Source organism: Curtobacterium sp. MMLR14_002 (assembly GCF_001864975.1).
GTDB classification, from domain to species: Bacteria; Actinomycetota; Actinomycetes; order Actinomycetales; family Microbacteriaceae; genus Curtobacterium; species Curtobacterium flaccumfaciens.
The window spans coordinates 1-478 of record NZ_MJGT01000113.1; the positions used below are offsets into that span (position 1 = coordinate 1).

General features: G+C 69.2%; 1 protein-coding gene. It reads left to right on the forward strand.

Annotated elements, in window-relative coordinates; translation table 11 throughout:
- Nucleotides 1-10: 10 nt before the first annotated feature.
- The coding region (locus BIU91_RS16635; protein ID WP_290439511.1) for an MFS transporter at nt 11-478 on the forward strand (468 nt) is incomplete at its 3' end.

Sequence of the window (478 nt, forward strand, 5' to 3'; positions counted from 1 at the left end):
CTCTCGCATCATCGGTGGATACCTCACCGACAAGCTCGGTCACCGCAACACAATCGTCCTCGGCTTGGCCCTCACCGCTGCATTCCAACTCGCCCTCGCTGCGGCACCGAACCCGACCACCGCGGCGGCGGCCGCGGTCCTGATCGGCCTGGCGTTCGAAATCTACGAGCCACCCTCGCAAGCGCTCGTCGCGGACGTCGTGGAGGGCGACCGCGACCGCGTGACCGCCTACGCGCTGTACTCAGTCGCCCTCGCCGCCGCTGGCGTCCTCGCCGGGGTCCTCGCCGCGACTGTCGGCGGGATCGACCTCCGCCTGTTGTTCGTCATCGATGCCGCGACCGGCCTCGCCTGCGCTGCACTCGTCCTGACCGGACTACGAGCCCGCGCAGCTGCCACACCCAGCGCGTTGGACGTTGACGATGGACAGACGAAGCGCAGCCCCTGGCGGGACCCTCTGCTGCTCGGAATGCTGCTCACC